21 protein-coding genes and 2 tRNA genes are annotated in these 24835 nt (G+C 70.7%); 15 read left to right on the top strand and 8 right to left on the bottom strand.

The window, feature by feature from the left end; genetic code table 11:
* The first annotated feature begins 55 nt into the window (after positions 1 to 55).
* Positions 56 to 718, top strand: a complete 663-nt coding sequence (locus QSK45_RS26465) for a mycothiol-dependent nitroreductase Rv2466c family protein (RefSeq protein WP_285561155.1) — start codon at positions 56 to 58, stop codon at positions 716 to 718.
* A 287-nt stretch (positions 719 to 1005) separates the two neighbouring features.
* On the opposite strand, the gene QSK45_RS26460 is transcribed toward QSK45_RS26465, so the two are convergent.
* Positions 1006 to 2028: a 2-hydroxyacid dehydrogenase gene (locus QSK45_RS26460; RefSeq protein ID WP_285561153.1), complete on the bottom strand. Its 1023-nt coding sequence runs from the start codon at positions 2026 to 2028 to the stop codon at positions 1006 to 1008.
* A 210-nt stretch (positions 2029 to 2238) separates the two neighbouring features.
* Positions 2239 to 3621, bottom strand: a complete 1383-nt coding sequence (locus QSK45_RS26455; protein ID WP_285561151.1) for an amino acid permease — start codon at positions 3619 to 3621, stop codon at positions 2239 to 2241.
* Positions 3622 to 4711: 1090 nt separating this feature from the next.
* Here QSK45_RS26455 and QSK45_RS26445 point away from each other — a divergent pair.
* Positions 4712 to 5293, top strand: coding sequence for a biotin transporter BioY (locus QSK45_RS26445; protein ID WP_285561149.1), 582 nt, complete (start codon positions 4712 to 4714; stop codon positions 5291 to 5293).
* Between the two features lie 80 nt (positions 5294 to 5373).
* On the opposite strand, the gene QSK45_RS26440 is transcribed toward QSK45_RS26445, so the two are convergent.
* A complete protein-coding gene (locus tag QSK45_RS26440) occupies positions 5374 to 6795 on the bottom strand; it encodes an amino acid permease (protein WP_285561148.1) in 1422 nt (473 codons plus the stop codon).
* A gap of 320 nt (positions 6796 to 7115) precedes the next feature.
* Between QSK45_RS26440 and QSK45_RS26435 the strand changes: the two genes are divergently transcribed.
* From QSK45_RS26435 to QSK45_RS26420, 4 genes are all read left to right on the top strand, one after another.
* Positions 7116 to 7601, top strand: coding sequence for a ribose-5-phosphate isomerase (locus QSK45_RS26435; RefSeq protein ID WP_285561146.1), 486 nt, complete (start codon positions 7116 to 7118; stop codon positions 7599 to 7601).
* Between the two features lie 180 nt (positions 7602 to 7781).
* A complete protein-coding gene (locus tag QSK45_RS26430; RefSeq protein ID WP_285561144.1) occupies positions 7782 to 8591 on the top strand; it encodes an Fpg/Nei family DNA glycosylase in 810 nt (269 codons plus the stop codon).
* Positions 8592 to 8716: 125 nt separating this feature from the next.
* A complete protein-coding gene (locus QSK45_RS26425; protein ID WP_285561142.1) occupies positions 8717 to 9901 on the top strand; it encodes a PP2C family protein-serine/threonine phosphatase in 1185 nt (394 codons plus the stop codon).
* Positions 9902 to 9915: 14 nt separating this feature from the next.
* Positions 9916 to 10365 (top strand): HD domain-containing protein, encoded by a 450-nt coding sequence (locus tag QSK45_RS26420; protein ID WP_285561140.1) that lies wholly within the window; start codon positions 9916 to 9918, stop codon positions 10363 to 10365.
* A 15-nt stretch (positions 10366 to 10380) separates the two neighbouring features.
* On the opposite strand, the gene QSK45_RS26415 is transcribed toward QSK45_RS26420, so the two are convergent.
* Positions 10381 to 11571, bottom strand: coding sequence for an acyltransferase family protein (locus tag QSK45_RS26415; protein ID WP_285561138.1), 1191 nt, complete (start codon positions 11569 to 11571; stop codon positions 10381 to 10383).
* 437 nt (positions 11572 to 12008) lie between these two features.
* On the opposite strand from QSK45_RS26415, the gene QSK45_RS26410 reads away from it, so the two are divergent.
* Positions 12009 to 12203, top strand: coding sequence for a hypothetical protein (locus tag QSK45_RS26410; protein WP_285561136.1), 195 nt, complete (start codon positions 12009 to 12011; stop codon positions 12201 to 12203).
* Between the two features lie 28 nt (positions 12204 to 12231).
* Here the strand turns inward: QSK45_RS26410 and QSK45_RS26405 are convergent, their stop codons facing one another.
* The 3 genes from QSK45_RS26405 to QSK45_RS26395 form a co-directional block, all read right to left on the bottom strand.
* On the bottom strand, positions 12232 to 12870 hold the full coding sequence (locus QSK45_RS26405) for a TetR/AcrR family transcriptional regulator (RefSeq protein WP_285561134.1): 639 nt from the start codon (positions 12868 to 12870) through the stop codon (positions 12232 to 12234).
* On the bottom strand, positions 12867 to 13253 hold the full coding sequence (locus QSK45_RS26400) for a VOC family protein (protein ID WP_285561131.1): 387 nt from the start codon (positions 13251 to 13253) through the stop codon (positions 12867 to 12869). The genes QSK45_RS26405 and QSK45_RS26400 overlap by 4 nt, the downstream gene beginning before the upstream one ends.
* Positions 13254 to 13429: 176 nt before the next feature.
* A tRNA-Gly gene (locus tag QSK45_RS26395) sits at positions 13430 to 13500 on the bottom strand.
* A gap of 160 nt (positions 13501 to 13660) precedes the next feature.
* Here QSK45_RS26395 and QSK45_RS26390 point away from each other — a divergent pair.
* From QSK45_RS26390 to QSK45_RS26365, 6 genes are all read left to right on the top strand, one after another.
* A tRNA-Pro gene (locus QSK45_RS26390) sits at positions 13661 to 13737 on the top strand.
* Positions 13738 to 14345: 608 nt separating this feature from the next.
* A complete protein-coding gene (gene tig, locus QSK45_RS26385; protein ID WP_285561129.1) occupies positions 14346 to 15713 on the top strand; it encodes a trigger factor in 1368 nt (455 codons plus the stop codon).
* 395 nt (positions 15714 to 16108) lie between these two features.
* The gene (locus QSK45_RS26380; RefSeq protein WP_285561480.1) at positions 16109 to 16714 is read left to right on the top strand and encodes an ATP-dependent Clp protease proteolytic subunit; all 606 of its coding nucleotides are present in this window, start codon (positions 16109 to 16111) and stop codon (positions 16712 to 16714) included.
* Between the two features lie 69 nt (positions 16715 to 16783).
* Positions 16784 to 17449, top strand: a complete 666-nt coding sequence (locus tag QSK45_RS26375) for an ATP-dependent Clp protease proteolytic subunit (RefSeq protein ID WP_285561127.1) — start codon at positions 16784 to 16786, stop codon at positions 17447 to 17449.
* Between the two features lie 169 nt (positions 17450 to 17618).
* Positions 17619 to 18905, top strand: a complete 1287-nt coding sequence (clpX, locus tag QSK45_RS26370) for an ATP-dependent Clp protease ATP-binding subunit ClpX (protein ID WP_285561125.1) — start codon at positions 17619 to 17621, stop codon at positions 18903 to 18905.
* Between the two features lie 192 nt (positions 18906 to 19097).
* Positions 19098 to 19382: a hypothetical protein gene (locus tag QSK45_RS26365; protein WP_285561123.1), complete on the top strand. Its 285-nt coding sequence runs from the start codon at positions 19098 to 19100 to the stop codon at positions 19380 to 19382.
* 66 nt (positions 19383 to 19448) lie between these two features.
* On the opposite strand, the gene QSK45_RS26360 is transcribed toward QSK45_RS26365, so the two are convergent.
* Entirely contained in the window at positions 19449 to 20471 is a 1023-nt protein-coding gene (locus QSK45_RS26360; protein ID WP_285561121.1) for a mediator complex subunit 15 domain-containing protein, read from the bottom strand.
* Between the two features lie 137 nt (positions 20472 to 20608).
* On the opposite strand from QSK45_RS26360, the gene QSK45_RS26355 reads away from it, so the two are divergent.
* Positions 20609 to 23233, top strand: a complete 2625-nt coding sequence (locus QSK45_RS26355; RefSeq protein WP_285561119.1) for a valine--tRNA ligase — start codon at positions 20609 to 20611, stop codon at positions 23231 to 23233.
* An 82-nt stretch (positions 23234 to 23315) separates the two neighbouring features.
* Complete coding sequence (gene folC / locus QSK45_RS26350) at positions 23316 to 24830, top strand: bifunctional tetrahydrofolate synthase/dihydrofolate synthase (RefSeq protein ID WP_285561116.1); 1515 nt, start codon at positions 23316 to 23318, stop codon at positions 24828 to 24830.
* Positions 24831 to 24835 lie beyond the last annotated feature (5 nt).

Raw genomic sequence — 24835 nt, 5'->3', positions numbered from 1 at the left:
CCCTCCGTGACGGTGTCGTTGCTCCTCCCAGAAGACCGTTTCGCTGAGGAGAGCCATGTCCGAGACCGCTTCCCCGTCCGGCAAGACCCCCGTCGACTTCTGGTTCGACCCGCTGTGCCCCTGGGCCTGGATGACCTCCCGCTGGGTCCTGGAGGTGGAGAAGCTCCGCGACATCGAGGTCCGCTGGCACATCATGAGCCTCGCCGTCCTCAACGAGGACAAGCTGGACGAGCTGCCCGACCAGTACCGGGAGATGCTGGCCGTCCAGGCGTGGCAAGGGGTACGGGTGGTCACCGCCGCCTGGCAGAAGCACGGCCAGGACATCGTCGGCCCGCTCTACACCGCGCTCGGCACCCGCATCCACAACAACGGCGAGGGCGCGACCCTGGAGGCCATCGCCGGCGCGCTCGCCGACGTCGGCCTGCCGGCCGAGCTGATCGACTACGCCGAGCAGGAGGACTTCGAGTTCGACGCCGAGCTGCGCGCCTCCCACAAGGAGGGCATCGACAAGGTCGGCCAGGAGGTCGGCACCCCGGTCATCGCCGTGCCCGGCGACGACGGCGAGCAGATCGCCTTCTTCGGCCCCGTCGTCACCCCGGCCCCCAAGGGCGAACTGGCCGCCCGCCTCTGGGACGGCACCCTGGCGGTGGCCTCGGTCCCGGGCTTCTACGAGATCAAGCGGACCCGGACGCAGGGGCCGGACTTCAGCAACCTGTAGTCGGCCGGCCGGGCCCGGTTCCGCGCCGGGCCCGTGCCATGTCGCGGTTCGCCGGGCGCGGGGCCGTGCTGGATGGGCGGGTGCGCGCGGTCGTCGGCCGTGTCTTCGCGGCGGGTGTTCGCCCGTTCTGCGCGTGTGGTTCTCGTCGGGTTGTGGTGGGGCTGTTCCGCCGGTGTCCGTCGCCCTGCCTCCGGTCGGGGGGTGTGTTGGATGGGCGGGCGGCGTGCGGGTGTGCGCGGTCGTCGGCCGTGTCTTCGGGGCGGGTGTTCGCCCGTCCTTCGCGCGCCTCACGTCAGGCAGTGGTGGAGCCGTTCCCCCCGTATCCACCGTCCCACCTCCGCTGCCGCGGTCCGCGCCCCCTTCTCCGCCACCGCCCGGCTCGCCCCGCCGACGTGCGGTGTCAGCACCACCCGCTCCCCGGCCGTCCGCAACCGCGAGTCGGCGGGCAGCGGCTCGTCGGCGTACGTGTCCAGGGCCGCCGCCGCGAGACGCCCGTCCTCCAGCGCGTCGCACAGCGCCCCCTCGTCCAGCAGCGCCCCCCGCGCCGTGTTCACCACCACCGCCCCCGGCGGCAGCAGCGCCAGCTCCCGCGCCCCGATGAGTCCCCGCGTCTCCTCGGTGACCCGGGCGTGCAGGCTGATCACCCGCGAGCGCCGCAGCAACTCGTCCAGCGAGGACATCCGCAGCCCGTGCGTCTCGCCCCGCGCGTACGGGTCGTACACCATCACCCGTGCCCCGAACGCCCCCAGCGCCCGCGCCACCCGGCTGCCGACCGCGCCGTAGCCGATGACCCCGACGGGCAGGTCCTCCAGTTCGAGGCCGCTGTGCTCGTACGTGTAGTACCTCGGTCCCGCCCAACTCCCCTGCGCGGCAAGGCGGTCGTGGGCCTGCGGAATGCGCCGCAGGGCGGCGAGCAGCAGCCCGACGGTGAACTCCGCCACCGCCGCGGCTTTGCGGCGGGGCGCGCAGCACACCCGCACGTCGTGTCTCCGGGCCGCGTCGAGGTTGACGTTCACCGGGCGGCCCCGGCAGACCGCGACCAGCCGCAGCTCCGGACGGGCGGTGAGGACCCGCTCGGTGACCGGTGCCGTCTGGGTGACGAGGACGTCCGCGCCGGCGAGGGCCGCGATCAGCTCGTCCTCCACATCGCTGGCCTCATGGACCTCGCCGACCCTGCCGAACGGTTTCCGCGGCCAGTCGAGCGTCAACTCCCTGATGTCGCAGCGGGCTTCGCGGGCCAGCGCGGCCGTGATCAGCGAGGGCCGTACGAAGCGGTCGCCGGCGGCCAGTACCCGCACACTGTTGGTCATCACAGGAACACAGGTTGTAATGATCGTCCGAGGGGTGTCAATTCCTTATGTGTGGGGAAACCGGGGAGACCTGAACGCGCTTCGCGCGCACGGCGGAAGGCTCTTCGCGAGTCACGTCCTCGCGGAGGGCCTTCCGTGATCGGCCTGCCGTCGTGAAGGGAGGCCCCCACGTGTCGCACAGGGGGGCCTCGCCGTCGGCGTCGCGGGGGATCAGCGCTTGGCGCGTATCCGCTGCCAGGCGTAACCCGTGGCCGCGAGCACCACCGTCATCGCCCCGGACGAGTACAGCTGGACCCGGGTGTCCGGCTGTCGCGCCATCAGCACGAAGACCGCGGCCATGCCCGCGAGCGCCACCCAGGTCAGGAACGGGAACGCCCACATCCGCACCACGAGCTTCTCCGGCGCCTCGCGCTCGATGCGGCGGCGCAGCAGCAGCTGGGAGACGGCGATGAAGATCCAGACGATCAGGATCACCGCGCCGATCATGTTCAGCAGCCAGGGGAAGACGTCGTCGGGCCGCCAGTAGCTCAGCAGCACGCAGACGAAGCCGACCAGGCAGGAGGTCAGCACGCCGATCCGGGGCACCCCGCCGGACAGCTTCGCGAGCGCCTTGGGGCCCTGGCCGCGCTGGACCAGGGAGTAGGCGATGCGCGAGGAACCGTAGATGTTGGCGTTCATCGCGGACAGCAGGGCCACGAACACCACGACGTCCATCAGCCGGCCCGCGCCCGGGATGCCGAGGTGGTCCAGGGTCGCCACGTAGGGGCCGTGCGTCACGACGTCGGGGGAGTTCCAGGGGACCAGGGTCACGACGACGGCCATGGAGCCGATGTAGAAGACGGCGATGCGCCACATCGCCGTGCGCACCGCGCGCGCCACGCCCCGCACCGGGTCCTCGGACTCCGCCGCCGCGATGGTGACCGTCTCCAGGCCGCCGTAGGCGAAGACCGAGGCGAGCAGGCCGATGACCAGGCCCTGGCCGCCGTGCGGGAGGAAGTGGGTGAGGTGGGAGGTGCCGGGGGAGTCGGTGCCGGGCAGCACGCCCGTGATGGCGAGCACGCCGAGCACCAGGAACAGCGAGATCGCGCCGACCTTGAGCGCGGCGAACCAGAACTCGAACTCGCCGAAGTTCTTCACGGCGGCCAGGTTCGTGCCGAGGAAGACCAGCATGAACAGGGCGACCCACATCCACTGCGGACTGCCGGGCACCCAGCCCTGGGCGATCCTGGCCGCGCCGATGCCCTCCAGGCCGACGGCGGTGCACAGCAGCACCCAGAAGGACCAGCCCGCGGCGAACCCGGCCCAGGGCCCGATCGCCCGCTCGGCGTGGGCGGAGAAGGAGCCGGAGGACGGGTAGGCGGCCGACATCTCGCCGAGCATCCGCATCACCAGCATCACCAGCAGCCCGGAGAGGGTGTAGGCGATCACGATGGACGGGCCGGCGGCGGCGATGCCCGCGCCCGACCCGACGAACAGGCCCGCGCCGATCACGCCGCCGAGGGCGATCATCGACAGATGGCGCTGCTTGAGGCCATGGGAAAGGGCGGGATTGTCCGCCAGTCGTGGTGTCTCCGAGCGGGTGCTGGTGGGCATGGGCGCGGCTCTCCCGATGCGATAGGCGGGTAAAAATCAACCCAGTCTGGGCGCCCTGTCCGTTCACGCGGAGAAGCCGTTCAATATCCGGACACCCGGCATTCGGAGAGTGAGATTCCGGTTACGTCGCCGCGGGCCTGTACGGGGCCTGTACGGGGCCTGTGCGGGGCCTGTACGGGGGCGGGTGCGGGCGTGCGGTGCGACGCGTCGCCCTCGATCGAGCAGCTCTCGTCGCCGTCGACGCCGACCGCCACGCCACCGGCGACGGTCACCCGGCGCGGTCGGCGCGGCAGGCCGTCGTGGTGGTCGACGGCGCGGGGGCCGGTGATCCGGTCGCAGGCGCTCGGCGGATCGCGGGACGACGCGGCCGGCGCCACCGGACGACCCGCCGCCGAAAGCACGGACCGGTACCTCGGCGGACAGCGCGGCGGCGAGTCCCTGACCCGGCGGCGCGGGGCGCCGCGCCGCGGCCGGGGCCGGCACCACGATCGGCGCCGCCCCGCCAACGCCCTTGGCGGGGCGGGCGGTTCGTGCTCCGGCCCGCGCCGCGCCGCCACCCGGCCGCGCGGGTCCGGCGGCGCCACCGAGGAGTACGGCACCGCCGCACGCGCCCGCCGGGCGCGAACCGGGCGCCGGCCGGCTCGACGCGCACGCGGCCGCCCACCCCGCGTGAACGCCGCGGCACCGCGGACCCCGGACCGGCCCGAGCCCGGCGAGCCGCGCACCGTGCCCGCCCACCGACGCGGGCGCGGGCCCGGTCGGCCGCGCCACCGCGCCGCGCGTGACCGGCCCGCCCCCGTCCCGGACGGCGACAGCTGGGCCCCCGACCGGGACGCCCGCGGGTCACCGGACCGATGTCCACCGGCCCTTTGGTGGATCCCTACAGACGTGGTGTCAGCTCGCCGAGTCTGCTGGAGCACTCCACCTCAGTGACCGTCGTCACGCCGTACCCGGTGTGAGCGGCACTCTTTGTGCGGAGCCCACCAAGGGGGCGATCAACCCTTTGTCGAGCGCTGACGGTGATCGGATGAGGGGCGCCGGTATAGCGTCGCGATGTTCCCACCTGTCCCCTCCACCCCGCGGAGTCCCCATGAGCACCGCCACCGTCAGCGCCCGACCGGGTACCGTCCTCGCCGACCTGCTGCCCGCGTCCCGCGTCCGCGACGCCGCCCTCGTGCTCGGCGGCGCCGCGCTCACCGGGCTCGCCGCACAGCTGTCGGTGCCCGTGCCCGGCTCGCCGGTGCCGGTGACCGGCCAGACCTTCGCCGCGCTGCTGGTGGGCACCGCGCTCGGCGCCCGCCGCGGCTTCCTCTCCCTCGCCCTGTACACGGTCGCCGGCATGGTCGGCGTGCCGTGGTTCGCGGGCGGTGAGTCCGGCGCCGGCGCGGTGTCCTTCGGCTACGTCCTCGGCATGCTGCTCGCCTCCGCCGTCGTGGGCGCCCTCGCCCGCCGCGGCGCCGACCGCTCCCCGCTGCGCATGGCGGGCACGATGGTCCTCGGCTCGGCCGTCATCTACGCCGTCGGCGTGCCGTACCTGGCCCTGGCCGCCCACCTCTCCCTCGGCCAGGCGGTCGCGGCCGGTCTCGTGCCCTTCCTGATCGGCGACGCCCTCAAGGCCGCCCTCGCGATGGGCCTGCTGCCCACCGCGTGGAAGTTCGCGGGCAAGCGCTGAGCACAGCCCGGCACACACAACGGCCGCGGGGCCTGACGACGTTCGTCAGGCCCCGCGGCCGTTGTGTGTGAGGGCGTGGGTCAGCCGATGGAGACCTTGTCCGTCGCGGCCTCCGCGGCCGGGGCCGGACGGTTGCCCGCGACCTTCTGCTTGACGAGGGAGATGCCCACCACGATCGCCGCGACGAGCAGCGACAGCAGCACCGTCTCCCGGCCGTCGTGTTCGGTGTCGAAGAGCATGTACACCAGGACCGCCACGATCACCGCGGCCGCCGCCCAGGTCAGGTAGGGGTAGAGCCACATCCGCACGATGAGCTTCTCCGGCGCCTCGCGCTGGATGATCCGGCGCATCCGCAGCTGCGAGAAGCAGATGACCAGCCACACGAACAGGGCCACCGCACCGCTGGAGTTGACCAGGAAGAGGAAGACGGTGTCGGGGAACTCGTAGTTGAAGAAGACGGCCACGAAGCCGAAGACGACCGACGCGAGGATCGCCGCCATCGGCACACCGCGGGAGGTGGTGCGGGCGAACGCCTTGGGCGCGTCACCGCGCTGGCCGAGCGAGAAGGCCATGCGGGAGGCCGTGTACAGGCCGGAGTTGAGACAGGACAGGACCGCCGTCAGCACGATGACGTTCATGATCTCGCCGGCGTGCGCGATGCCGAGGGAGTTCAGCGCGGCGACGTACGAACCCTGCTTCTCCAGCGACGGGTCGTTCCACGGCAGCAGCGTGACCACGACGAGGATCGAGCCGAGGTAGAAGACACCGATACGCCAGATGATGCTGTTGGTGGCCTTGGTGACCGCGCGCTGCGGGTCCTCCGACTCACCGGCCGCCAGGGTGGCGATCTCGCTGCCCATGAAGGAGAAGACGACCAGCAGGACACCGGTGAGGATCGCGCCCGGACCGTGCGGCAGGAATCCGCCGTGGTCGGTGAGGTTGGCGAAGGACGCCTTGTCGGCGTGCGCGCCCGGCAGCACACCGAAGATCGCGAGCAGGCCGACGACGATGAACGCGCCGATCGCCACGACCTTGATGCCGGCGAACCAGAACTCGAACTCGCCGTAGGAACCGACCGAGACGAGGTTGGACGCGGTCAGCACCAGCATCACGATGAGGGCCCAGCCCCACTGCGGCACCGCCGGTACCCAGCCCGCAAGGATCTTGGCGCCCGCGGTTCCCTCGACGGCGAGCACGACGACCCAGAAGAACCAGTACAGCCAGCCGATGGAGAAACCGGCCCAGCGGCCGAGCGCGCGGTCGGCGTGCTCGGAGAAGGAGCCGGAGGTCGGGTTGGCCGCGGACATCTCGCCCAGCATGCGCATCACGAGGACGACGAGGGTGCCGACGAGGGCGTAGGACAGCAGAATGCCCGGTCCGGCCGCGGCGATGCCGGAGCTGGAACCGACGAACAGGCCGGCGCCGATCACGCCGCCGATGGCGATCATCGTCAGGTGCCGGTTCTTGAGGCCTGCTTGAAGTCCGGAACCAGGAGGAGTCATGGACGGATTCCTTTGCGCCTGTAGAGCGGGGGGTTCTCGTACGGAGACGGGGGTGCCCGTGGGGGGTCCGGTACGGGATTCGTACGAGCGGTGTACGAGTCGGTCCAGTGAATCCGAGGCGAACGAATTCGGGAACCTATGAATCCGGATTGTTACTTGAGGTTCCCTTGAGCTTCTATGGTCCCGCTCACATTTGACGACGAAATCCGTAGCGGCCCCGGGTGTCACGTGAGTCACCCCCGGACGCCTTGACGGGGGCACCCGCCGGATGCCGCGGACCCGGGGCTGCTGCCCTGATTCCCCCATGTCACACTCGTCTCATGCGCGTGTATCTCGGCTCCGACCATGCGGGCTTCGAACTCAAGAACCACCTCGTCGAGTGGCTCAAGGCAGCGGGGCACGAGCCCGTCGACTGCGGGCCGCACATCTACGACGCCCAGGACGACTACCCGCCCTTCTGCCTGCGCGCCGCCGAGCGCACGGCCGCCGACGCCGACGCCCTCGGCATCGTGATCGGCGGCTCCGGCAACGGGGAGCAGATCGCCGCGAACAAGGTGAAGGGCGTGCGCGCGGCGCTGGCCTGGAGCGAGGAGACGGCGGCGCTGGGCCGCCAGCACAACGACGCCAACGTGGTGGCCGTCGGTGCCCGCATGCACAGCACCGAGGAGGCGACCAAGTTCGTCGAGGTGTTCCTGGGCACCCCGTTCTCGGGTGACGAGCGCCACATCCGCCGCATCGACATGCTGACCGCCTACGAGACCACGGGCGACCTCCCCCCGATCCCGGCCCACCACCCCCAGCAGTAGCCTTCCCGCCCGCTCGCGCCCACCCGCCACCCGCCGCACGGGTCGGAGGGTGGGCGTCGTGCGTGGCCGAAAGGGGAAGTCCGGCGGTGAGGCGCGCCTAGGCTGGGGAGGCGAGGCCCGCACGCCGTACGAGCGGCGCGGACGGGAGAGGAACGAGGAGAAGAGGAAGGACGGCCCGCTTTGCCGGAAGGGCACACCATCCATCGGCTGGCGCAGGACTACGCCGCCCGCTTCCAGGGCACGACGCCCCGCGTCACCAGCCCCCAGGGCAAGTTCTCCGACGCCGCCGCCCTTCTGGACGGGGCCGAGCTGACCGCCACCGAGGCCCACGGCAAGCACCTGTTCCTGCGGTTCCGGGACATCGACTGGGTCCACATCCACCTCGGCCTGTTCGGCAAGGTCGGCTTCGGGGACGCCCCCGCGCCGCCGCCCACCGACACCGTCCGCCTCCGGCTCGCGAACGACACGGCGTACGTCGACCTCCGCGGCCCCACCACCTGCGCCCTGATCACCGAGGACGAGAAGGACGCCGTCCACGCCCGCCTCGGCCCCGACCCGCTCCGCGAGGACGCCGACCCGTCGGCGGCGTACCGGAGGATCGGCCGCAGCCGTACGGCCATCGCCGCCCTGCTCATGGACCAGAAGATCGTGGCCGGCGTCGGCAACGTCTACCGCGCCGAGGTCCTCTTCCGCCACGGCGTCGATCCCTACCGGGCGGGCCGCGACATCACCCCCGCCGAGTGGGACGCCCTGTGGACCGACCTCGTCGCGCTGATGCGCGAGGGCGTACGCCACAACCGGATCGACACCGTACGGCCCGAGCACAGCCCCGAGGCCATGGGCCGCCCGCCCCGCGTGGACGACCACGGAGGCGAGGTCTACGTCTACCGCCGCGCCACCCAGCCCTGCCACGTCTGCGGCGACGGGATCCGCACCGCCGGCCTCGCCGCGCGCAACCTCTTCTGGTGCCCCACCTGTCAGAAGAGCTGACACTCCTTCGGGTGGGTTTACGGAATTCCGGCGTCTGAGCGAACCTGTGAACCCGGGTCTCGCACGGGGGACAAGTGGGGCCTCCCGTGCCAAGCGGCCGGTGCGATGGATAGGGTCCCGAACTGATGGCAGCAGGACGAGAGACGCGCGCGAAGGCCGACACGTTCACGGCCCGGTGGAAGATACAGTGGCACCGGGCCCGCGTCGGGCTGCGCAGAAGCGCCGTCGACTACTTCCGCGGCGACGGGTCCGACTGGGTCGCCTTCGCCGGCCTGCTGCTCACCGTCCCGCTCTTCGCGGCCATGACCCTGTTCGATTCGGTGTGGTGCTCCCCGGCCCTGCTCGTGCTGCCGATCGTCGCCGGCGGGCTGCTGCTGCGCCCGGCCAGCCTGCTCGGCCTGTACGCGGCGGCGGCCACCGCGCTGATCGTGGAGTCGGTACGTCTCGGCCCGTACACCGAAGGCCCCTCCCGCGTCACCCCGGGCGTCGTCCTGGTGGTGGCCGCCTGCGGCTTCTTCGGCCTGCTCACCGCCCAGTTCCGCAGCCGCGTGGGCGTGCCCTGGCGGCGCGGCGGCACCATGCTGTTCGACCTGCGCGAGCGCATCCGGGTACAGAGCAAGCTGCCCAAGCTGCCCCAGGGCTGGCACCACGAGATGGCCCTGCGGCCGGCCGGGGGCCAGTCCTTCTCCGGCGACTTCGTGGTCGCCGCCCGCACCAACGGCGGCCGCACCCTGGAGGTCGTCCTCACCGACGTCTCCGGCAAGGGCATGGACGCCGGCTCCCGCGCCCTGCTGCTGTCGGGTGCCTTCGGCGGCCTGCTCGGCTCCCTGCCCCCGCACGCCTTCCTGACCGCCGCCAACGGCTATCTGCTCCGCCAGGACTGGGACGAGGGCTTCGCCACCTCCATCCACCTCGTCCTGGACCTCGACTCCGGGGACTACGAGCTGTACTCCGCGGGCCATCCGCCGGGCCTCCAGCTCAGCGCGGGCAGCGGCCGCTGGGAGGAGAAGTCCGCCGAGGGCCCGCTCCTCGGGGTCTACGACGGCGCCCAGTTCGACTCCGTCAAGGGCTCGCTGCGGCCCGGGGACGTCCTGATGCTGTTCACCGACGGCCTGGTGGAGACCTCCGACCGGGACATCGTCGAGGGCATCGACCGCCTCACCGGCGAGGCCGACCGCTACGTCGCCGGCGGCTTCCACGGCGCCGCCTGGCACCTCATCGAGGCCGTCGCCAAGGACGTCAACGACGATCGGGCCCTGTTGCTGATCTGCCGCGAGGCCACGGCCCACGCCCCGCTGACCCACGCCTGACGGAGAGTGGCCGGATGACCGCACCCCTCACCCTCGCCGACGTCGAGGCCCTCGCCCGTGCCGCGCACGAGGGGCAGACCGACAAGGCCGGACGGCCGTACGCCGAACACCTCGCCGCCGTCGCCGAGGGCGTGCGCGCCCGCGGGGGAGACGCCGAGCAGATCGCGGCGGCCTGGCTGCACGACGCCGTGGAGGACGACGCGTTGAGCCGCGCCTGGCTGGCGGGGGCCGCGCTCACCCCGCGCACCAAGGCCATCGTGGACGCCGTCACCAAGCGTCCGGGGGAGGAACCGGCGTCGTACGCCCGGCGCGTCCTCGACACCCCGGGCGCCCTGCTGGTGAAGGAGGCGGACCTGGCGCACAACGCCGACCCGGAGCGTCTTGCCGTACTGGACGAAGCGACCCGGAAACGACTGACCGAGAAGTACGCGGGCATGCGCGCGCTCCTCGGTCTCGACGCCTGACCCCGGTCCCCGCCGTCAGGCGCCCGCCCGCACCGGCTCGGGTTCCTTCCGCTGCCGCTCACGGGCCAGTTCCGTCGCGTCCTGCTTGAACGCCCACGCCATCTCCGGCTCCATCGCGAACCGGAACACCCGCTGCACCGGCTTGGTGCACAGCACCGTGACGGTGGCCACCGCGAGGACGGTGACGGCGGCCGAGCCGTAGCCGCCGTACCGCTGGGCGATGTCGAACCCGCCCAGGAAGAGCACGCTCTTGATCACGAAGCCGTGCAGCAGGTAGCCGTACAGCGTGCCCGCGCCGAGTGCGGTGAACCAGGTACGACGGCCCGGCACCCAGGCGAGGAAGCAGGCGGTCAGCAGCATCGCGCAGCCGAACATCGCCAGCGTCATCAGCGGTCCGATCCACCAGGGAGCGCCGAGTTCCTGCGCGGAGTCCTGCCGGTAGAACCAGTTGTCGTTCATGTGCGGCGCGGTCCACCAGCCGATCACCAGCGCGGCCGCGAACACGGGCACCGACAGGAGCCGCATCCGGCGCGTGCGCATCATCGTGAAGTGCTCGGGCCTCAGCAGCAGTCCGAGGACGAAGCAGGGCAGGAACTGCAGGACGCGGCCGAAGTCCAGGCTGTCGTCGACCCCCGGGGTGACCGAGCCCAGCATGGCGAGCCCGAGCGCCACGGGCAGCGGCCGGCGCACCAGTTTCCACAGCGGGCTGGTCAGGCGCCACACGAACAGCGCGAGCAGGAACCACGTCAGGTAGTACGGCGAGAAGAGGCTGATGGGGCCGTCGATGTGGCCCGCGTACCGCTTGAACAGCGAGTACGCGAGCTGGAACAGCACATAGGGCACCGCGACGCCGGTGACCAGGCGTTTCAGCCGGTCGGGGCGCATGTCGAAACTGCGTGAGAAATAGCCGGAGATGACGATGAACGCCGGCATGTGGAAGGTGTAGACGACGTTGTACAGGTCTTCCAGGACCCGGTGGTCGGTCTTCAGCGGGGACCAGGAGTGTCCGATCGCCACCAGTGCGATCGCCATGAACTTCGCGTTGTCGAAGAACGGATCGCGCGGTTTGCCGGGTCTGCCTGTCTTCGGCTGCTGCTCCTCCCGCGCACGCTGCGGGGCGCGCGGTCCGGGCACTCCGTCCGCCGGCGACTGTGCCGGGGGGAGCGGCCGTGGGTTCTGGCCGGGGGAGGAGGCGGCGTCAAACATCTCAGGCACCCTAGCGTCGTCTGCGGGATTCCGTAAAACCCCCTAGTCCTTCCTGGTTATCTCCTTCGTATGCCCCCGGATTTGACGAACTCGCCTCCCGTGCGGGCGTGATGACGCTCACGCAGAGGTCCACCGTTGGCCCTCGATGTACCGATTCATCCCCAATAATTGGGGCATACCGCACTGCGGTGTCACTAATTCGAATTACCTGCGCGTGAGATGTGTGGACACGGAAACGAACTCGCGTAATTGCGGCCGAAGTCTTGTGCGCCTGTCCGTCGAATTGCAGTGCGGCGCGTCCCCCGCCCGGGACGGCGGGCCCGACATCCTGTCAGCGCCCGCATGGAGCAGGCCCGTTGGTGGCACGATGGTTCTGGCGGGGGTGCGGGCCGTACCCCCGGGCCGGGAGCAGGGACCGACCGAGGGTGTGATCTGTTGTGGTCATTTCAGTATCCGTAGCGCTGATGCTGGCGATCGTCCTGGTGGTGCTCATAAGAGGGGGCAGCATCAAGCCGGGACCCGCCATCGTGGCGATCCTCTTCGGCTTCTTCCTCGCCTCCACCGGCATGGCGCCGTCCATCAACCGGTTCCTGACCTCGATAGCGGACTCGATCGACTCGATCAAGTTCTGACGAGTCCCGAACCGCGCGCCGGGTGGGGTCAGTGGTGGAGATGCCGCTGCTCGGCCGGCTGCCGGCTGATGAACACCAGACGGTCGAAGTCCACGGCGACCCCGCGCAGCAGCAGGTCCACCAGCGCCCGCGCCGCGGACGCGTCGACCGGGGCCTCGCCGAACAGCGCCCGCCGGTAGACCACCGAGGCGAGCAGGTCCACGAACAGCTCGGGGTCCACGTCCGGCATCAGGTCCCCGCGCTCGACGGCCCGCCGCACCGCGACCGCGGCGGCCGCCCGGCCGGGCTGTACGAGGCTGCGCAGCAGGTACTCGTGGAGTTCGGGATCGGCGGAGCAGTCGGCGATCAGCGGTGCGAGCACCCCGGCCGGCGACCGCTCGTGCAGCACCTCGGCGAGCAGCCGCACGCTCTGGTGCAGATCGCAGCGGGTGCAGCCGTTGTCCGGCGCGGGTGGTACGACGAGGACCGAGGCGAGCGCGTCGATCACCAGGCGCTGCCGCTGGGGCCAGCGGCGGCGGACCGCGGCCTTGCTGGTGCCCGCGACGGCCGCCACCTTCTCCAGCGCGAGGCCCCTGTACCCGTCCTCGTGCAGGAGGCGTACGGTCGCCGCCAGCACCGCCGCGTCGATCGCCGGGTCCCTGGGCCGGCCGCCGGCCGCCGGGCTCACGCGGCGGCGTCCTGCGGGTACCAGCGCAGCTCCACGGTGTTCCCGTCGGGGTCGCGCACGTAGACCGACTGGGCCGATCCCCGGGCGCCCCAGCGCGGCACGGGCCCCTCCAGCACGTCGAAGGTGCCGGAGTCGACGACCTGCTGCCAGTCCAGCGGGTCCACCACCAGGCAGATGTGGTCGACGTTGGACTCACCGCGCGGCCGTTCCAGGAGGTCGATGACGGTGGTGGGGCTGACCCGCACCGACGGGAACGGCACCTGTCCGGCCCGCCACTCCTCGACCCGCTCGCCCGCGAGTCCCAGCGGCCCGGTGTAGAAGCCCAGCGCGCGCTCGGTGTCCGAGACGTTGAGCACCAGGTGGTCGAAGTCCTTCACCCGCATCACGGTCCCCCTATGACCTAGTTATGTTCCGTACCGGTGCGGATCGTATCTCGCGCGCACGGGTGCCGCAACGGGGAGACGCGACAGCGAGAGGGAGGAGCGAGGGGGAGGACGAGGCGGAACGGCGAAGGCCCAGGTGTGAGGGACGACCTCTCACCTGGGCCTTCGGCATCCAGAGCGGGCGACGGGAATCGAACCCGCGTAGCTAGTTTGGAAGACTAGGGCTCTACCATTGAGCTACGCCCGCAGCATCGCGCCGCAGGTCCGTGACCGCGGCACTCAGGCATCGTAGCGGGTCGCCCGCCGCTTGGGCCAACAAGTCCGATCAACGAACACCACGCGCCCCGCCTCGAAGAATGCGGCCGACGCGGGCCGCCGGGGCATGTACCCTACGTGTCGCACACAGACGGGGTGTGGCGCAGCTTGGTAGCGCGTCCGCTTTGGGAGCGGAAGGCCGTGGGTTCAAATCCCGCCACCCCGACCACCGATCGGCTCGTCCTGGGCAGCTGCTGACCCGGCCGCCGGTCCGTCCTCGACCGGCTCCGATCCGATGGCCGGTCGCCCCGCTGCCGCTCCCCGGGCCGGATCGCCGGTCCGCCTTCCTTCGGCCTGGGCCGGATCGCCGGTCCATCTCCGCGGGCCTGAGCCGGATCCGCGACCGCCCTCTGCTCGACCTCGCCCCGATCGGCGGTCCGCCTCCTGTTCGGTCCTCGGTCCGATCGGCGGTCAGCCTCCTGTCCGGCCCCTGGCCCATCGGCGGTCAGCCTCCTGTGCGGTCCTCGGCCCCATCGCCGTCCGTCACCCGTTCGGCCCTCGGCCCGATCGCCGTCCGTCACCCGTTCGGCCCTCGACTCGATCGCCGGTCGGGCCCTGGTCGGGCCTTGATCCGCCGCCGTTCGGCCGGTACCCGGGCGCCCGCTCGCGGCGCCGCGAAGATCGCCTTTTGGGGCGCCGAACGCCTGCGGTTACTATGCAAGCTGCACGCCCGTGTGCCCCGGCCCTCACGGCCTACGTACTCCTCCGGGCGGCGAATCCGCCGGAGCTGTCTGGCTCCGGCAGAACCCAAGCAGTCAGCCACAAGGAGACCGAACCGTGAAGAGCGCCGTGGAGACCCTGAACCCGACCCGGGTTCGGCTCACTGTCGAGGTGCCCTTCGAGGAGCTCAAGGACAGCCTCGACGCGGCGTACAGCAAGATCAACCAGCAGGTCACGGTGAAGGGCTTCCGCAAGGGCAAGATCCCGGCCCGCGTCATCGACCAGCGGTTCGGCCGCGGTGCGGTCCTGGAGGAGGCGGTCAACGACGCGCTTCCGAAGTTCTACACCGAGGCGGTCAACGAGGCCGAGCTGAGCCCGCTGGGCCAGCCCGACGTCGACATCACCGAGCTGAAGGACGGCGAGACGCTGAACTTCACCGCCGAGGTCGACGTCCGCCCGGCCCTGGAGATCCCGGACTACTCCGGCATCGAGGTCGAGGTCGACGCCGTCGAGGTCACCGACGAGGACGTCGAGAAGTCGGTCGAGCAGCTGCGCGAGCGCTTCGCCTCCACCTCCCCGGTCGAGCGCGCCGCCGAGGACGGCGACGTCGTCACCATCGACCTGGAGGCCAAGGTCGACGGCGAGGTGCTGGAGGACGGCATCGCCAACGGCGTCTCCTACACCATCGGCTCCGGCGAGCTGCTCGACGGCATCGACGACGCCGTCAAGGGCCTGTCCGCCGGCGAGGAGGGCACCTTCACCTCCGAGCTGAAGGGTGGCTCCGCCGCGGGCAAGGAGGCCGAGGTCACCGTCAAGGTCACCCAGGTCGCCAAGCGTGAACTGCCGGAGCTGGACGACGAGTTCGCGCAGCTCGCCTCCGAGTTCGACACCCTGGACGAGCTCAAGGCCGACAGCCGCAAGCGCCTCGCGAACATGAAGGAGTTCGACCAGGCCACGCAGGCCCAGGAGCGCGTCCTGGAGAAGCTCCTCGAACTGGTCGAGGTCCCGGTCCCCGAGAAGCTGCTCGAGGACGAGGTCAACACCCGCAAGCACAACCTGGAGCACCACCAGCTCGGTCAGATGGGCCTGACCCTCGACAAGTACCTGGAGATCCAGGGCAAGTCCGCCGAGGAGTTCGAGACCGAGACCCGTGAGGCGGCGGTCAAGGGCATCAAGACCCAGTTCGTCCTGGACGAGCTGGTCAAGAAGGAGCAGCTGAACGTCAACCAGGAGGAGCTCACCGAGCACCTCATGCGGCGCGCGGCCTCCTCCGGCATGTCCCCCGACCAGTTCGCCCAGGCTGTCGTCGAGGGTGGCCAGGTGCCGCTCCTGGTCGGCGAGGTCGCCCGCGGCAAGGCCCTGGCCGTCGTGGTCGAGGCCGCCACGGTGAAGGACACCAACGGCGAGATCGTCGACCTCGGCGACGAGGACGAGGAGACCGAGGCCGCCGAGGCCGAGGCCACCGAGGAGACCACCGAGGGCTGAGCCGCCCCACGGCGCCTCTGACGCGCGTACGACGGGCCCCCGGGACCTTCCCGGGGGCCCGTCGCCGTACCGGCGAGGACGACCGGGGCGGGGGCGTGGGGGCCGCGTCGGGTCGCGTTCGCGCCGCGAGCCGCGACGCACCCGCAGCCCGACGGCGACCGTGCCCGGACCCCCGAACCGCGCCCGGACCCCCGATCCGCGTCCGGCCCCACCCGGCGGAGCGCTACGCCCCCGGCGAACAGTCGCTACTCCGGGATTCCCCGAACGTGCCCGAGCGTTAGGGTCCATGAGTACGGGGGCAGGGGAGTCTCCTGAAACCCCCAAGCCTCCGGCAGGACGACGTGAGACGGCCCGGCGCCGTCGTGAGACGAGCAGGTGGATACGTGACGAATCTGATGCCCTCCGCCGCCGGCGAGCCCTCCATCGGTGGCGGCCTCGGCGACCAGGTCTACAACCGACTGCTCGGCGAGCGGATCATCTTCCTCGGCCAGCAGGTCGACGATGACATCGCCAACAAGATCACGGCTCAGCTGCTGCTCCTGGCCGCGGAGCCGGACAAGGACGTCTACCTCTACATCAACAGTCCGGGCGGCTCGGTGACGGCCGGCATGGCGATCTACGACACCATGCAGTACATCCCGAACGACGTGGTCACCATCGCGATGGGCATGGCGGCCTCCATGGGCCAGTTCCTGCTCACCGGCGGCGCCGCGGGCAAGCGCTTCGCCCTGCCGCACGCGGACATCATGATGCACCAGGGCTCCGCGGGCCTCGGCGGTTCGGTCACGGACATCAAGATCCAGGCCGAGTACCTGCTGCGCACCAAGAAGCGCATGGCCGAACTGACCGCGTTCCACTCCGGCCAGACCTTCGAGACGATCACCCGCGACGCGGACCGCGACCGCTGGTTCACCCCGGAAGAGGCCAAGGAGTACGGTCTCATTGACGAGATCATCACGAACGCCTCGGGTGTTCCGGGAGGCGGCGGCACCGGTGCCTGACCGGTCCGGCCACGCCACGCACCGCCACCACCCCAGCCCCCAGAACGCCACCAGGACGGTGAACAACCCATGAGCAACTTCCCCGGCGCGGCCAGCGGCCTGTACGAAGGGCCCCGGCCCGACGCCCGCTACGTGGTCCCGCGCTTCGTCGAGCGCACCTCCCAGGGCATCCGCGAGTACGACCCGTACGCGAAGCTCTTCGAGGAGCGCGTGATCTTCCTGGGCGTCCAGATCGACGACGCGTCCGCCAACGACGTCATGGCGCAGCTGCTGTGCCTGGAGTCGATGGACCCCGACCGGGACATCTCGATCTACATCAACAGTCCGGGCGGCGACATGACCGCCCTGACGGCGATCTACGACACGATGCAGTTCGTGAAGCCCGACATCCAGACGGTGTGCATGGGCCAGGCGGCCTCCGCCGCGGCCGTCCTGCTCGCCGCCGGCACCCCGGGCAAGCGCATGGCGCTGCCGAACTCCCGCGTGCTGATCCACCAGCCGGCCGGCTCCACCGGCCGCGGGCAGCTCTCCGACCTGGAGATCATCGCCAAGGAGTTCACCCGGATGCGCGAGCAGCTGGAGAGCATGCTGGCCAAGCACTCCAGCCAGCCGCTGGAGAAGGTCCGCGAGGACATCGAGCGCGACAAGATCCTCACGGCCGAGGAGGCGCTGGAGTACGGCCTCGTCGACCAGATCATCTCCACCCGCAAGCTGAACAACGCCGAGGTCCGCTGACGCGGAGCGGCACGCTCTCACGCCCCCCTCGGCAGGGCTCACGGCAAGTGAACCCTGCCAAGGGGGGCCCGAACACCGGGCCCGGCAAGGTACCGTCGGACATAAGGCAGCACCAGGAGCCGCTGGAACGCAGTGTCCAGGCGGTTCCCAGGCGAAGGGGAAGCACACCGTGGCACGCATCGGTGACGGCGGCGATCTGCTCAAGTGCTCGTTCTGCGGCAAGAGCCAGAAGCAGGTCAAGAAGCTCATCGCAGGGCCCGGTGTCTACATCTGCGACGAGTGCATCGATCTCTGCAACGAGATCATCGAGGAGGAGCTCGCGGAGACCAGCGAGGTGCGCTGGGAGGAACTGCCCAAGCCCCGCGAGATCTACGAGTTCCTTGAGGGCTACGTGGTCGGCCAGGAGGCCGCCAAGAAGGCCCTGTCCGTCGCGGTGTACAACCACTACAAGCGGGTCCAGGCGGGCGAGAACGGCGGCGCGAGCGGCCGTGACGACGCCATCGAGCTGGCGAAGTCCAACATCCTCCTGCTGGGCCCCACGGGCTCCGGCAAGACCCTCCTCGCCCAGACCCTGGCGCGCATGCTGAACGTGCCGTTCGCCATCGCCGACGCGACCGCGCTGACGGAGGCGGGCTATGTCGGCGAGGACGTCGAGAACATCCTCCTGAAGCTCATCCAGGCGGCCGACTACGACGTCAAGAAGGCCGAGACGGGCATCATCTACATCGACGAGATCGACAAGGTGGCCCGCAAGAGCGAGAACCCGTCGATCACCCGGGACGTCAGCGGCGAGGGCGTGCAGCAGGCCCTGCTGAAGATCCTGGAGGGCACCACGGCCTCGGTCCCGCCGCAGGGCGGCCGCAAGCACCCGCATCAGGAGTTCATCCAGATCGACACGACGAACGTGCTGTTCATCGTGGGCGGTGCCTTCGCCGGTCTGGAGAAGATCATCGAGTCCCGGGCGGGCGCCAAGGGCATCGGCTTCGGCGCCACGATCCTGTCCAAGCGCGAGCTGGAGGCCAAGGACGTCTTCGAGGACGTCATGCCGGAGGACCTGGTCAAGTTCGGCATGATCCCCGAGTTCATCGGCCGGCTGCCCGTGATCACCTCGGTCCACAACCTGGACCGCGAGGCCCTGCTGCAGATCCTGGTCGAGCCGCGCAACGCGCTCGTCAAGCAGTACCAGCGCCTGTTCGAACTCGACGGCGTGGAGCTGGACTTCGAGCGCGAGGCCCTGGAGGCCATCGCCGACCAGGCCATCCTCCGCCAGACCGGCGCCCGCGGCCTGCGCGCCATCATGGAGGAGGTCCTCCAGGGCGTGATGTACGAGGTCCCGTCCCGCAAGGACGTCGCCCGCGTCGTCATCACCGCCGACGTGGTCCTCTCGAACGTCAACCCGACCCTGATCCCGCGCGACGCGCGGGGCAGGGGGGCGGGGGAGCAGAAGACGGCCTGAGCCTCTCCGCGCCGACGGGCAGGCACCCTGCGACGGGTGTCTGCCCGTCGGCGTGTCGGAACATGATCGGTCAGATCGAGTCATCGTTTCGGCGCGGACCGGGTCCCGTCCTTTTCCCGTGCTTGGATCAGCGGGACTGAGTCGGACACGCGTCAGCACGTCCGGCTGCGCGAAAACGGAGGGACCCGGAGAATGACTTTCCAGAGGGCGAAGCGCATGACGGCCACGGCCGCTGTGGTGGTGGCGGCAGGGGCCCTGCCGGTCCTCGTGGCCTCACCGGCGAGTGCTACGCAGAGCGCTTGCACCACCTACGTGGCCGGCCACGGATACTTCGCCGGCCCGAAGGTGAAGGCGGCCTGCAGCCACGGGGCGATCGACACCGGCATCGGAAAGGCGGCCAACCCCGTCTGTGTCACCGACCTGGCCCGGGTCGGCGTGAAGAGCGACGTGTCGCTGGCGGCCTGCAAGCGGGCCTGATCACAAGGCGAAGGCGGCTCATCCACGTGAGCCGCCTTCGTTCAGCAACCACCCGTTCTCAGAGCCTCAGACCTTGACACGCACGTCGTTGCGCAGCTTCGCAGCCAGCTCCGCCGTGTCGTCCAGCGAGCCGGCCTGGCCGGAGGCGAGGGAGGCCACGCTGTAGTCCGAGACGAAGGCGACGGTGCTGTGGTCGCCCCAGATGCACACCGGCATTTTGATGCTCTTCGGCATGCCGGAGGCCGAGGACGAGGAACTGGTGCTGTCGATCTGCGCCACCTGGCACTTCATGACGCCGTTGGAGAAGCCGGCCGGGTGGACGGCCTCCGGGCTGCCTATCAGTTTGCCCTTGGTGCCAGAGTCGCTCTGGTCCTTCGACGCCTCCGTCTTGATCTTGGCGAACATGGCGTCCACCACCGCCTCGGGGTCGTCGATGGTGCCGTACACACCGCTGAAGGACAGGCCCTTCTTGGTCAGCCCGGTGCCGGTCTCGTAGCTGGAGTTGACCTCCGTGGGGTTCTGCACGCCCCACTTCTGGAAGTCCGACTTGTCGGAGTCGCTGAGCCCCTCAGACGAGCCGTCCGAGCCGTCCTGCTTGGTGTACGTCCCGTTGATCACCGAGTTGGGAGTGATCAGCTTGTGCGCGCCGTCGTCCGCGACGCTGACGGTTCCGCTCCCCCCGTTGAACAGGAAGTACGCGCCCACCGCCACCACGGCCACGACCGCGACCGCGCCTATGACCAGGCCCGTCCGCTTCTTGCCGCCGCCCGGCTGGGGCGGCTGGGGCATGCCGGGCACGGCGCCGTACGGCTGCTGCTGGCCGTAGGGCTGCTGGCCGTAGGGGTTCTGCTGCGGGGGCATTCCCTGCTGCGGGTAGCCGTACCCCGGCTGCTGCGGGGCCTGCTGGGGGTAGCCGTAGCCGGGCTGCTGCGGGGCCTGCGGCGGCTGCCCGTAAGGGCCGGCCGGCGGCTGCTGGCCGTACGGACCCGGCTGCTGCGGCTGCCCGTACGGACCGGGCTGCCCCGGCTGGCCGTAGGGACCCGGCTGCTGGGGTGGCTGGCCGTACGGGCCCGGCTGGTTGTTGCTCATCTCTGGGATCCCCCTAGAACGCTTATATGTTCCTGACATCCTGAACCAGGCCCGGGAAACGCAGGGCACCGGGGGCCGCACCGTTACAGAACAAACGCGTTTCGGGACCGGCCCGTGACCCCTCTAAACTGACCCCCGTGACCGAGAACGCTCAGCAGCAGCCACCCGCGCCCGACACCGAACTGCCGACCCAGTACGCGCCGGCCGACGTAGAGGGGCCGCTGTACGAGCGCTGGGTAGAACGGGGCTACTTCGAGGCGGACGCGAAGAGCGACAAGCCGCCGTACACCGTCGTCATCCCGCCGCCCAACGTCACCGGCTCCCTCCACCTGGGCCACGCCTTCGAGCACACCCTCATCGACGCCCTGACCCGCCGCAAGCGCATGCAGGGCTACGAGACCCTGTGGCAGCCCGGCATGGACCACGCCGGCATCGCCACCCAGAACGTCGTCGAGCGGGAGCTGGGCAAGGAGGGCAAGTCCCGCCACGACCTGGGCCGCGAGGCCTTCGTGGAGCGCGTCTGGCAGTGGAAGGCCGAGTCCGGCGGCCAGATCTCCGGCCAGATGCGCCGCCTCGGCGACGGCGTCGCCTGGTCCCGCGAGCGCTTCACCATGGACGAGGGCCTCTCCCAGGCCGTCCAGACCATCTTCAAGCGCCTGTACGACGACGAGCTGATCTACCGCGCCGAGCGCATCATCAACTGGTGCCCCCGCTGCCTGACCGCCATCTCGGACATCGAGGTGGAGTACCAGGACGACGACGGCGAGCTGGTCTCCATGAAGTACGGCGAGGGGGACGACAGCATCGTCGTCGCCACCACCCGTGCCGAGACGATGCTCGGTGACACGGCCGTCGCCGTCCACCCCGAGGACGAGCGCTACAAGCACCTGGTCGGCAAGCTCATCCGGCTGCCGCTGACCGACCGCTCCATCCCGGTCGTCGCCGACGCCCACGTCGACCCCGAGTTCGGCACCGGCGCCGTCAAGGTGACCCCCGCGCACGACCCGAACGACTTCGAGATCGGCCAGCGCCACGACCTGCCCTCCATCTCCGTGATGGACGAGCACGCCGTCATCACCGTCCACGGCCCCTTCCAGGGCATGGACCGCCTGGAGGCCCGCTCCGCGATCGTCGCGGCGCTGCGCGCCGAGGGCCGGATCGTCGCCGAGAAGCGGCCGTACGTCCACTCGGTCGGCCACTGCTCGCGCTGCAAGACCACCATCGAGCCGCGCCTGTCCATGCAGTGGTGGGTCAAGGTCGGCCCGCTCGCCAAGGCCGCGGGCGACGCGGTCCGCGAGGGCAAGGTCAAGATCCATCCGCAGGAGATGGAGAAGCGCTACTTCGACTGGGTCGACAACCTCCACGACTGGTGCATCTCGCGGCAGTTGTGGTGGGGCCACCGGATCCCGGTGTGGTACGGCCCCGAGGGCGAAGTCGTCTGCGTCGGCCCCGGCGAGGAGCCGCCGGCCGGCGAGGGCTGGCACCAGGACACCGACGTCCTCGACACCTGGTTCTCCTCCGGCCTGTGGCCCTTCTCCACGCTGGGCTGGCCGGAGCGGACCGAGTCGCTCGCGAAGTTCTACCCGAACTCCGTGCTGGTCACCGGCTACGACATCCTCTTCTTCTGGGTCGCCCGGATGATGATGTTCGGCCTGTACGCGATGGACGGCACCCCGCCGTTCCACACCATCGCCCTGCACGGCATGGTCCGCGACCAGTTCGGCAAGAAGATGTCGAAGTCCTTCGGCAACGCGGTCAACCCGCTGGACTGGATGGACAAGTACGGCTCGGACGCCCTGCGCTTCACGCTGGCCCGCGGCGCCAACCCGGGCGTCGACGTGCCGATCGGCGAGGACTGGGTCCAGGGCTCCCGCAACTTCGCCAACAAGATCTGGAACGCGACGCGCTTCGCGCTGATGAACGGCGCGACGGTCGAGGGCCCGCTGCCGGACGCGTCGAAGCTGTCGGCGACGGACCGCTGGATCCTCTCCCGCCTCAACTCGGTCGTGGCCGAGGTCGACGCGTACTACGACGACTACCAGTTCGCCAAGCTGTCCGACGCCCTCTTCCACTTCGCGTGGGACGAGGTCTTCGACTGGTACGTCGAGCTGTCCAAGACCGTCTTCCAGGCGGGCGGCGAGCCGGCGGAGGCATCGAAGCGGGTCCTCGGCGAGGTCCTCGACGTCACCCTGAGGCTGCTGCACCCGGTGGTCCCGTTCGTCACGGAGACGCTGTGGACGACGCTGACGGGCGGCGAGTCGGTCGTCATCGCCGAGTGGCCGGCCGACAGCGGCTTCCGTGACGCGGACGCCGAGCAGGAGATCTCCGCGCTCCAGTCCGTCATCACCGAGGTCCGCCGCTTCCGCGCCGACCAGGGCCTCCAGCCCGGACAGCGGGTGCCGGCGCGGCTGGCGCTGGACGGCACGGCGCTGGCCCCGCACGAGGCGGCCATCCGCCAGCTGCTGCGCCTCCAGCCCGAGGGCGACTCCTTCACGGCCACGGCCACCCTGCCGATCGCCGGGGCCGAGGTCGCGCTGGACCTCTCCGGCACGATCGACGTCGCCGCCGAGCGCAAGCGTCTGGCGAAGGACCTGGCGGCCGCGGAGAAGGAGAAGTCCCAGGCCACGGCGAAGCTCGGCAACGAGGCATTCCTCGCCAAGGCCCCGGAGAACGTGGTCGACAAGATCCGCACCCGCCTCGCCAAGGCGGACGAGGACATCGCCCGCATCCAGGCCCAGCTGGAGAAGCTGCCCCAGGCGTAGCCACGACACCGAAGGCCCCGGTACCGACAAGGCACCGGGGCCTTCGCGCACCCATGTCACCGACCCTCCGTAGACTGGGCCCGTGAGCGACCTCCCGCACGAGAACGACCAGCCCGACCCCCTCGACTCCTTCGAGGAGATCATCGAGGCCGAGACCACCCGCGACCCCGACCTCGCCGTGATCGAGGCCGGCAGCCGTACCCTGCGGACCCAGGGCGGGCAGCCGCAGGCCGACGTGCCCGCGCGTCCCGAGGACCCGGAAGTCGACAAGGCGCTGCGCGAGGTCGAGGCGGAGCTGGCCACCCGCTGGGGCGAGACCAAGCTGGAGCCCTCGGTCAGCAGGATCGCCGCGCTGATGGACGTCCTCGGCGACCCCCAGCGCACGTACCCCTCGATCCACATCACGGGCACCAACGGCAAGACCTCCACCGCCCGCATGATCGAGTCCCTGCTCGGCGCCTTCGACCTGCGCACCGGCCGCTACACCAGCCCCCACGTGCAGTCGATCACCGAGCGCATCAGCCTGGACGGCGCCCCGGTCTCCGCCGAGCGGTTCATCGAGACGTACCAGGACATCAAGCCGTACATCGAGATGGTGGACGCCGCCCAGGAGTACCGGCTGTCCTTCTTCGAGGTCCTCACCGGCATGGCCTACGCGGCCTTCGCGGACGCCCCCGTCGACGTGGCCGTCGTCGAGGTCGGCATGGGCGGCTCCTGGGACGCCACCAACGTGATCGACGCCGATGTCGCCGTCGTCACCCCGATCGGCCTGGACCACACCGACCGCCTCGGTGAGACCACCGCCGAGATCGCCGGTGAGAAGTCGGGCATCATCAAGCAGGACGCCACCGTCATCCTCGCCCAGCAGCCCGTCGACGCGGCCCAGGTGCTGCTGAAGAAGGCCGTGGAGGTCAACGCCACCGTGGCCCGCGAGGGCCTGGAGTTCGGCGTCGTCGCCCGCCAGGTCGCCGTCGGCGGACAGCTCGTCACCCTGCGCGGCCTCGGCGGCGAGTACCCCGAGGTGTACCTCCCGCTGCACGGCGCCCACCAGGCGCACAACGCGGCCGTGGCGCTCGCCGCCGTGGAGGCGTTCTTCGGCGTCGGCGCCCAGCGCGCCGAACCGCTGGACATCGACACCGTCCGCAAGGCCTTCGCCGCCGTCACCTCCCCGGGCCGCCTGGAGGTCGTACGACGGTCTCCCACCGTCGTCCTGGACGCCGCGCACAACCCGGCCGGCGCCGAGGTGACCGCGGAGGCCGTGCGCGAGGCCTTCGACTTCACCCGGCTGATCGGCGTCGTCGGCGCGAGCGCGGACAAGAACGTGCGCGGCCTGCTGGAGGCCTTCGAGCCGATCTTCGCCGAGGTCGTCGTCACCCAGAACTCCAGCCACCGCGCCATGGACGCGGACGAGCTGGCCGCCATCGCCGTCGAGGTCTTCGGCGACGAGCGGGTGCAGGTCGAGCCGCGGCTGCCCGACGCCCTGGAGGCCGCGATCACGCTGGCCGAGGAGGAGGGCGAGTTCGCGGGCGGCGGGGTGCTGGTCACCGGTTCCGTCATCACGGTCGGCGAGGCCCGGCTGCTGCTGGGCAAGGGCTGAGGAGT

Source organism: Streptomyces hygroscopicus subsp. hygroscopicus, from assembly GCF_030269125.1.
In the GTDB taxonomy this organism is placed as follows: domain Bacteria; phylum Actinomycetota; class Actinomycetes; order Streptomycetales; family Streptomycetaceae; genus Streptomyces; species Streptomyces hygroscopicus_C.
The sequence above is the reverse complement of the archived record's forward strand: the minus strand, read 5'-3'. Positions and strand labels throughout refer to the sequence as shown.